The sequence below is a fragment of the Paraconexibacter sp. genome (assembly GCF_041602235.1).
Taxonomy (GTDB): Bacteria; Actinomycetota; Thermoleophilia; order Solirubrobacterales; family Solirubrobacteraceae; genus Paraconexibacter.
Genome location: NZ_JBFIGP010000175.1, coordinates 1 through 8034 on the forward strand (window position 1 = coordinate 1; position 8034 = coordinate 8034).

Annotated in this window: 8 protein-coding genes; 6 read left to right on the top strand and 2 right to left on the bottom strand. The window is 70.0% G+C overall.

Translation table 11 applies throughout. The features are described from left to right. On the bottom strand, positions 1-160 hold a 160-nt coding region (locus ABYE80_RS13685; protein WP_372790847.1), incomplete at its 3' end, for an ATP-binding cassette domain-containing protein. Between the two features lie 174 nt (positions 161-334). Between ABYE80_RS13685 and ABYE80_RS13690 the strand changes: the two genes are divergently transcribed. The 6 genes from ABYE80_RS13690 (at position 335) to ABYE80_RS13715 (ending at position 7034) form a co-directional block, all read left to right on the top strand. Next, positions 335-1021, top strand: coding sequence for an NADH-quinone oxidoreductase subunit J (locus ABYE80_RS13690; RefSeq protein ID WP_372790840.1), 687 nt, complete (start codon positions 335-337; stop codon positions 1019-1021). Between the two features lie 2 nt (positions 1022-1023). After that, positions 1024-1323: an NADH-quinone oxidoreductase subunit NuoK gene (gene nuoK, locus ABYE80_RS13695; RefSeq protein ID WP_372790841.1), complete on the top strand. Its 300-nt coding sequence runs from the start codon at positions 1024-1026 to the stop codon at positions 1321-1323. Positions 1324-1342: 19 nt separating this feature from the next. Then, positions 1343-3352: an NADH-quinone oxidoreductase subunit L gene (nuoL, locus tag ABYE80_RS13700; RefSeq protein WP_372790842.1), complete on the top strand. Its 2010-nt coding sequence runs from the start codon at positions 1343-1345 to the stop codon at positions 3350-3352. A 4-nt stretch (positions 3353-3356) separates the two neighbouring features. After that, the gene (locus ABYE80_RS13705; RefSeq protein WP_372790843.1) at positions 3357-5042 is read left to right on the top strand and encodes an NADH-quinone oxidoreductase subunit M; all 1686 of its coding nucleotides are present in this window, start codon (positions 3357-3359) and stop codon (positions 5040-5042) included. Continuing rightward, complete coding sequence (locus ABYE80_RS13710; RefSeq protein ID WP_372790844.1) at positions 5039-6583, top strand: NADH-quinone oxidoreductase subunit N; 1545 nt, start codon at positions 5039-5041, stop codon at positions 6581-6583. The genes ABYE80_RS13705 and ABYE80_RS13710 overlap by 4 nt, the downstream gene beginning before the upstream one ends. Before the next feature lie 208 nt (positions 6584-6791). Beyond that, positions 6792-7034, top strand: coding sequence for a DUF378 domain-containing protein (locus ABYE80_RS13715; protein ID WP_372790845.1), 243 nt, complete (start codon positions 6792-6794; stop codon positions 7032-7034). 79 nt (positions 7035-7113) lie between these two features. Here the strand turns inward: ABYE80_RS13715 and ABYE80_RS13720 are convergent, their stop codons facing one another. Next, the gene (locus tag ABYE80_RS13720) at positions 7114-7929 is read right to left on the bottom strand and encodes a class I SAM-dependent methyltransferase (RefSeq protein ID WP_372790846.1); all 816 of its coding nucleotides are present in this window, start codon (positions 7927-7929) and stop codon (positions 7114-7116) included. Positions 7930-8034 lie beyond the last annotated feature (105 nt).

The window sequence follows — 8034 nt, forward strand, 5'->3', positions numbered from 1 at the left end:
CCGCGCCCGCGATCACGCGCAGCAGGGTGGTCTTACCCACCCCGTTGGCGCCCACGAGACCGGCGTGCCGACCCGGCGCCAGCTTGAAGGACACCCCCGAGAAGAGGAGGTCGCCTCCGGGGTGGGCGTACGCGAGATCGGTGACGTGGAGATGCGCCATCGCGCGCAGTCTCCTGCATCGGTCCGGTCACCCGCAGCGTCGTCGCGACGCCCGTCGCCCCGGCCGCCGCCCGTGGGAGATCGTGCGGACTTTGTGACACGCGCAACAGCTGACGGCGACTCGGCGCGCACCGAGCCACGCGGGACCGCGCAGACCAGTAGATTCCTGCACGGCATGGCCGAGGTGCTCTTCTTCATCGCCGCTGTCGGCGCCATCGCGGGCGCGATCGGCACGGTCGGATTGCGCAACCCGTTCTACAGCGTCCTGGCGCTCGTGTTCCACCTGCTCTCGCTCGCCGCGCTGTTCCTGCTGCTGCGCGCCGAGTTCGTCGCCGCCGCGCAGGTCATCGTCTACGCGGGCGCCGTGATGGTGCTCTACGTGTTCGTCGTCGCCTACGTGGGCGGCACGCAGGAACGCCTCGGCGCGCAGACCGGCCCCGGGATGCGCGCGGCGAGCATCGGCTTCTCGCTGCTGCTCTTCATCGAGTTGACGATCGCGGTGCTCGGCTCCGGGCTCAAGGCGATCGACTCCGACGGCGCCCCCTACGAACCCGGCTTCGGCTCACCCGAGCAGATCGGCGAGCTGCTGCTGACCCGCTTCCTCATCGCGTTCGAGCTCGCCTCGTTCCTGCTGCTGATCGCGGCCGTCGGCGCCGTCACCCTGGCCCGCCGCCGCGGCGGGCTCGGCGAGGACCCGGGGGTCATCACCCCGATGGACCTGATCAAGCCGCGCCCCAAGGGCACCGGGACCATGGCCGAGGGCGTGGGCCGTCACACCGGCGACGCCGGGGGCGTCGCGACCGTCATGAGCGGCACGCCCAGCGCCTCCCATCCGGCCGACGCCGACCGCGAGGAGGACTGACCATGGCCATCGGCTGGTACCTCGCGGTGAGCGCGCTGATCTTCTCGATCGGCGCGGGCGGCGTCCTCGTCCGCCGCAACCCGCTCGTCATCCTCCTCTGCCTCGAGCTGATGCTCAACGCCGCGAACCTCGCGCTCATCGCCTTCAGCCGGATGCACGGCAACGGCGACGGTCAGATCTTCGCGATCATCGTGATGGTCGTCGCCGCCTGCGAGGTGTGCATCGGCCTCGGCGTCATCGTGGCGATGTACCGCCGCCAGCTGCCGATCGACGTCGACGAGTTGCGCGAGCTCCAAGGCTGATCAACGGGACCACCTTCGCATGAACGTCACGGACTACGGCTGGCTGATCCTGCTCTTCCCCCTCGTGGGGTCGATCCTCATCGGGCTCGGTCACCGCGTGCTTCCGGGCCGCGCGGCCGGCATCATCGGCACGACGGCCATCGGCCTCGCGTTCCTCGCCGCGCTGGGGGCCTTCTTCCAGCTCCAGGACGAGCCGCACGAGCTGCGCCAGATCACCAGCGTGCTCTACGACTACGCGAGCACGGTCGGCGTCGACGCCGAGATGTCCATCCTGGTGGACCCGCTGTCGCTGCTGATGTGCCTGGTGGTCACCGGCGTCTCGACGCTGATCCACCTCTACTCGCTCTCCTACATGTGGAGCGACAAGGGGTACGCGCGCTTCTTCTCGTACCTGAACTTCTTCGTCTTCTCGATGCTGCTGCTGGTCCTGGCCGGCAACTTCCTGCTGCTGATCGTCGGCTGGGCCTTCGTGGGCGCCGCGTCCTACCTGCTGATCAGCTACTGGTACCGCCGCACGACGGCGACGACCGCAGGCGTCAAGGCGTTCGTCATCAACGTCGTCGGCGACATCGGCCTCGTCCTGGGCACGTACTTCATCTTCAAGCACACCGGGACGCTCGACTTCCTCAAGACCTTCGAGGGCGCGGAGGAGTTCGCCACCGAGGGCAACGGGGACCTCACCGCCGGCCTGATCCTGCTGCTCGTCGGCGCGTTCGCGAAGTCCGCCCAGGTGCCGTTCCACACCTGGCTCCCGGACGCGATGGAGGGCCCCACGCCCGTCTCCTCGCTGATCCACGCCGCGACGATGGTCACCGCCGGCGTCTACCTGATCGCCCGCATGCACCCGCTGTTCGAGCAGGCGCCGGCCGCTGCCGACGTCGCGGCCATCACGGGCGCGGTCACGCTCCTCGTGGCCGGCACGATCGGCCTGGTCGTCACCGACCTCAAGCGCGTCATCGCGTACTCGACGATGTCGCAGATCGGCTACATGATCATGGCCGTGGGCGGTGGCGCCTACGTGGCCGGGCTGTTCCACCTCATGACGCACGCCTTCTTCAAGGCGCTGCTCTTCATGGCTGCGGGTTCCGTCATCGGAGCGATGGCCGGCCAGCAGGACCTCGACAAGATGGGCGGCTTCCGCAAGGCGATGCCGTTCACGTTCGGCTGCTTCGTGGTCGGTGGCCTCGCGCTGGCCGGTGTCCCGCCGTTCTCCGGGTTCTTCTCCAAGGACGAGATCCTGCTGATCCTGGGTGACCGCGGCGGCTGGTACTGGGCGCTGTACGTCGCCGGCTACGTCGGCGCGATCCTCACCGCGATCTACACGTGGCGGATGATCTTCCGCGCCTTCTGGGGCGAGCCCTGCCCCGAGGCCAAGGAGCTCGAGGCCGGCCACCTGCACCACGCCGAGGTGCACACCAACCCCGCCAACGGCGAGGTCGAGGACACCGACGTCGGCTTCCCGGGCTCCGAGCACCACATCGCCGAGCGCAACGCGCCGATGAAGGTCGCGATGGGCGGGCTCGCGGTGCTGGCGGTCGTCGGCGGCGTGGTGCAGATCCCCGAGGTCACGCACGCGCTCGACTCCTTCCTCGAGCCGTCCTTCGAGGAGAGCGCGATCGCGCAGGCCTCGGACAACACGGGCCTCATGGTGTTCGGCCTCGCGCTCGGCACCGTCCTGGCCATGGTCGGCATCGCCATCGCCTACCGCCTCTGGGTGCAGACCCCCGAGGTGCCGGCGCGCATCCAGGCCCGCTTCTCCTTCCTGCACCGCCTGTTCGTGAACAAGTGGTACTTCGACGAGCTGATCGACCTCGTGATCGTCCGCCCGTTCGCCTGGTTCGGCCGCTTCGGCCAGCAGACGTTCGAGCGCCTCGTCGTCGGGGCCGCGCTGATCGGTGGTCCGACGGGCCTCGTGCGCGTCGGCTCGGCCACGGTGCGCGCGCTCCAGTCCGGCTTCCTGCGGGCCTACGCCGCGCTGCTGTTCGCGGGCGTCGCCGCCACCGTCTTCTACTTCCTCGTGCAGTCGTGATCTCGTGACCCTTCACCTCTCGATCTTCCTCTGGCTGCCGGCCGCTCTCGGCGTCCTGGGCCTCTTCCTCCCGGGGAAGGCCGCCCGCCTCCTGGCCGCGCTCGGCGCGCTGGGCGCGCTGGGCTACGCGATCACCGCGGTCGTCGACTACGACCGCGACCAGGGCGGCCTGCAGTACGTCACCGACCGGACCTGGATCTCCGAGCTGGGGATCCACTACAAGCTCGGCCTCGACGGGCTGAACCTGTTCCTGGTCCTGCTCACGACGGTGCTGTTCCTCGCCGCCGTGCTGTGGTCGATGCGCAAGCCGATCGAGCGGGAGCAGCACTACTGGCTGCACATGGGCATCGGCCAGAGCGCCGTCCTCGGCGCCCTCATGGCGCAGGACCTCGCGCTCTTCGTCGCGTTCTTCGACCTCATGCTCATCCCGTTCTTCTTCCTGACCGCGGGATGGTCGACGGCGGAGAACCGCATCCCAGCGGTGATGAAGCTCGTCATCTACACGCTGGTCGGGTCGCTGCTGATGCTCGTCGCGGCGATCGCGACCGCCGTGCTCTCCAAGGACGCCGCGGGCGGCGAGCTGACGTTCGTGCTGAGCGACCTCGCCCAGACCCAGCTCGGCGAGGGCACGCAGAACTGGATCTTCCTCTGCTTCGCCGCGGCCTTCCTCGTGAAGATGCCCGCGTTCCCCGTGCACGGCTGGATGCCGGACGGGTACCGCGCGATGCCCCTGCCCGTGCTGGCCGTGTTCTCCGGCGTCCTGTCGAAGGTCGCCGCCTACGGCTTCCTGCGGATCGTGACGCCGCTGTTCCCCGACGCGGCCGTCAACTTCCAGACGCTGATGCTGCTCATCGCGCTCGCCTCGATCCTCTACGGCTCGGCGCTGGCGTTCACCACGACCGACACGCGGCTGATCCTCGGATACTCGTCGCTGGCCCAGCTCGGCTTCATCCTGCTCGGTGTCTTCGCGCTGAACCCGCAGGGCGCGCAGGGCGCGATCCTGCAGTCGGTCAACCACGGGCTCGTGGTCGCGCCGGCGTTCTTCCTCGTCGCGCTCGCCTCCGAGCGGGCCGGCGGCTCGGAGGACATACGCGACATGGGCGGGCTCGCGTTCCGCGCACCGGTGATGGCGACCGTCTTCCTGATCGTCGCGCTCGCCAACCTCGCGATGCCCGGGTCCGCCAACTTCGTGGGCGAGTTCTTCATCCTGCTCGGCGTCTTCAAGGCCAAGCTCGTGATCGCGTGCATCGCCTTCGCCGGCGTGGCGCTCGCCAGCGTGTACTCGCTGCGCCTGTTCATCCGCGTGATGCACAACCGCACGGGCGCCGACACCGACTCCCGCGAGATGACCGTGCGGGACGGCCTCGTCCTCGTGCCGCTCATCCTCGCGATCGTCGCCCTGGCCTTCTACCCGCAGCTCGCGCTCCAGAAGGGCGAGAAGGACGTGACCGGCGCGGTCGCCACCGCCTTCGAGCGCTCCGACGCGGACGAGTTCGCCAAGCAGTCGGCGTCGGGAGAAGGCGCCGAGGATCCGACCCAGGCCGCCAACGCGCCGCGCCCGCAGTCCGGCGGCAGCGGCCAGATCGTGATCGACCCGAACACCGGGCAGCCGGTCGACCCGAACACGGGTCAGCCGATCGATCCGAGCACGGGTCAGCCCGTCAGCCCCGCCCAGGAGCCCACACCGTGACGACCGTCCTCGCGGCCGCCAAGGCCCCCGATTTCGACTGGGCCGCCCTGTCCCCGTTCCTCGCGCTGCTCGGCGGCGCGGTGGTCGTGCTCATGCTCGGCCTGTTCCGCGCCCGCTTCGCGCGGGAGCAGCTGGTCCCGTTCCTCTCGCTGGCCGCCGTCGGCGCCGCGATCGGACTGACGATCTGGCAGTGGGACACCCGCACCGACCTGATCAGCGGGGCGCTGCGGGTCGACGCCCTGTCACAGAACCTCAACCTGATCATCCTGGCCACGACCGCCGCGGCGATCCTGCTGTCCTGGCGGGCGGTCGCGCCGCGGGAGAGCGCCCACGGCGAGTACCACGCCCTCCTGCTCACGTCGGCCGCGGGCATGCTCGTCCTCGTCGGCGCCCAGAACCTCGTCACGCTGTTCATCGGCCTCGAGCTGCTGTCGATCCCCCTCTACGTCCTGTGCGCCACCGAGATGCGCCGGGCCACCGCGCTGGAGTCGGGGCTGAAGTACCTGATCATCGGGTCCGCGGGCTCCGCGGTCCTGCTGTACGGCCTCGCGCTGATCTACGGGGCGACGGGTGCCACGGACTTCGCCGGGATCGCGGCGGCCGCGGACGCCGAGGGCCTGGCCGACGACAGCCTCCTGCTCGGCGGCATCGCGCTGACCGTCGTGGGCCTGGCGTTCAAGTGCTCGATCGCGCCGTTCCACCAGTGGACCCCCGACGTCTACGAGGGCGCCCCCACGCCGGTCACCGCGTTCATGGCGGTGGCGACCAAGGCGGCCGCCTTCGGCGTCTTCCTGCGGCTGTTCGACGTCGCCCTGATCGGCTCGAGCGCGACCTGGGCGCCGTTCCTCGCGCTGCTCGCCACGGTGACCATCATCGTCGGCAACGTCGGCGCGCTCGGGCAGTCCTCGCTGAAGCGCCTGCTGGCCTACTCGTCGGTCGCGCAGGCCGGGTACCTGCTCGCGGGCGTCGTCGTCGCCTCGCAGCTCGGCGTGCGGGCCACCGTCTTCTACCTCGCCGTCTACCTGGTCATGAACATGGCGGCCTTCGCCGTGATCGTCGCCCGCGAGCGGGAGACCGGTCTCGGCGATGACCTCGAGGCGATGCGCGGGATCGGCCGCGACCGCCCGCTGCTGGCCTGGCCGATGACGCTCGCCATGCTCGGCCTCGCCGGCGTCCCGGCGACCGCCGGGTTCATCGGCAAGTTCTATCTGATCGATGCTGCCGTGGACGGCGACTACGCCTGGCTGGGCATCGTCATCGTCGTCGGGTCGATGATCTCCCTGCGGTACTACCTGCGCGTCGTCACCACCGTGTGGAGCAACGACGCCCCCGCGGCCGCCGTCGCCCCCTCCGCGGGCACCCCGGCCCTGGCCGGCGCCTCCCAGGACGGACCGTCGGAGTTCCGCCCGGGCGCCGAGCGCCACTGGGAGGTCATCCTCGTCGCCGCGCTCTTCGGCGCCGCGACCCTGGTGCTCGGCATCGTGCCCGGCCCGCTCTTCGACCTGGTCGGCGAGGCCGGGTCGGGTCTCGGCCTGTTCTGAGCGGTCCCGCCCGGTGGGGCGGGGGCCGGTGCGGGGCGGGGGCGTGTGCCACCGCGGCCGGGGGGTGCACGCAGGTCTCGACGGGTGTACGAGTCACCTGCGCCACCCGTGGGTGTACCTAGTGCGGATCCGCACGAGCAACCGCGGTCGACCCGGCCTCGACGGACCCTCATATCCATCCCGTCGTGTCCTTCAAGGAGGAATCGCGATGATGCAGTCCCTCGCGAAGCTCGAGCCGCTCTGGCTCGGCCTCGTTCTCGCCGGCGCGCTCAACTGGGCGATGGTCGGCGTCTTCGACACCAACGTGCTCGCCGAGATCTTCGGCACCGGCACGTTCACCGACATCGTCTACACGGTCGTCGGCTTCGCCGCCCTGATGCTCGTCCCGTCACTGATGGACCGCTTGCACCTCGGCGACCACGGTCACGGACGAGCCGCGCACGGCCACTGACCCCCACAACAACGCGTCGGGCCCGCCAGAGCATCCGCTCGACGGGCCCGCGCAGGTCCTGCAGGAAGCGCAGCGCGCCTCAGGCGGCCGCGGCGTCCAGCTCGTCGAGCCACTCCGGCACGATCTCCGCCCGCTTGCGCGCGACGTAGGCGTGGTAGTGCAGCGGGTCGCCACTGACCGCGAGACGGTGCTGGTACCGGGTCTCGGCGGAGACCTCGAGCACACCCTCGTCGCTCATCCGCGCGATCAGGCGGCTGAAGCCCGACGGATCCTCGTCGGTGAGGAAGTCGTCCTTGATCGTCATCGCGAGCCAGGCGTCGGACTCGAGGTAGTCGAACGCGTTCGCGAACGCCCGCGGGGGGATGTCCCCGAAGCCCAGCGCGGCGACCGTGGTCAGGCAGTTCGCACCGACGCCACGGAGCGTGACGTCATCCGCGGGGCTCGGATCGGTGAGGTCGCAGACCAGGTACTCGTCGTAGACCTCAGGGCGGTCGCGCTCGGTCGCCTGACGGGCCTCCGGCAGGATGTCGATGCCGACGATCTTCGTCGCCCCCATCTGCTGCAGCTCCTCACCGACCATGCCGTTCCCGGCGCCGAGGTCCAACACGCGCATCGCCGAAGCCGCCGTGCCGTCCAGGGTGAGCTGCTCCTGCAGCAGGTCGCGCACCACGGTCGGCGAGCAGCACTCGAGCTCCTCGTAGAAGAGGCGCTCGTACAGGCCGCGCACCGAGAAGATCTTGTCGTAGTCGTGGAACCTGATCTGCTGGACCGAACCGTCGCCCCCGATCACCTCGCACCATTCCTCGTCCTGATCGAGACCCTCCGCGCGCGCTTCACTGCGCGGCATGCGGATCTCGAGCTCGTCGACGGACAACTCCGGTGCAGGGGTGTTCATGTGGCTCCTCGGTTCATGGTTCCGGGACATCACCGCCGCAGGCGGACGCGTACGTGGGCACGCGGCGGGTCGGGTGCCGGCGTGACGCGGAACAGGGAGGCTGCA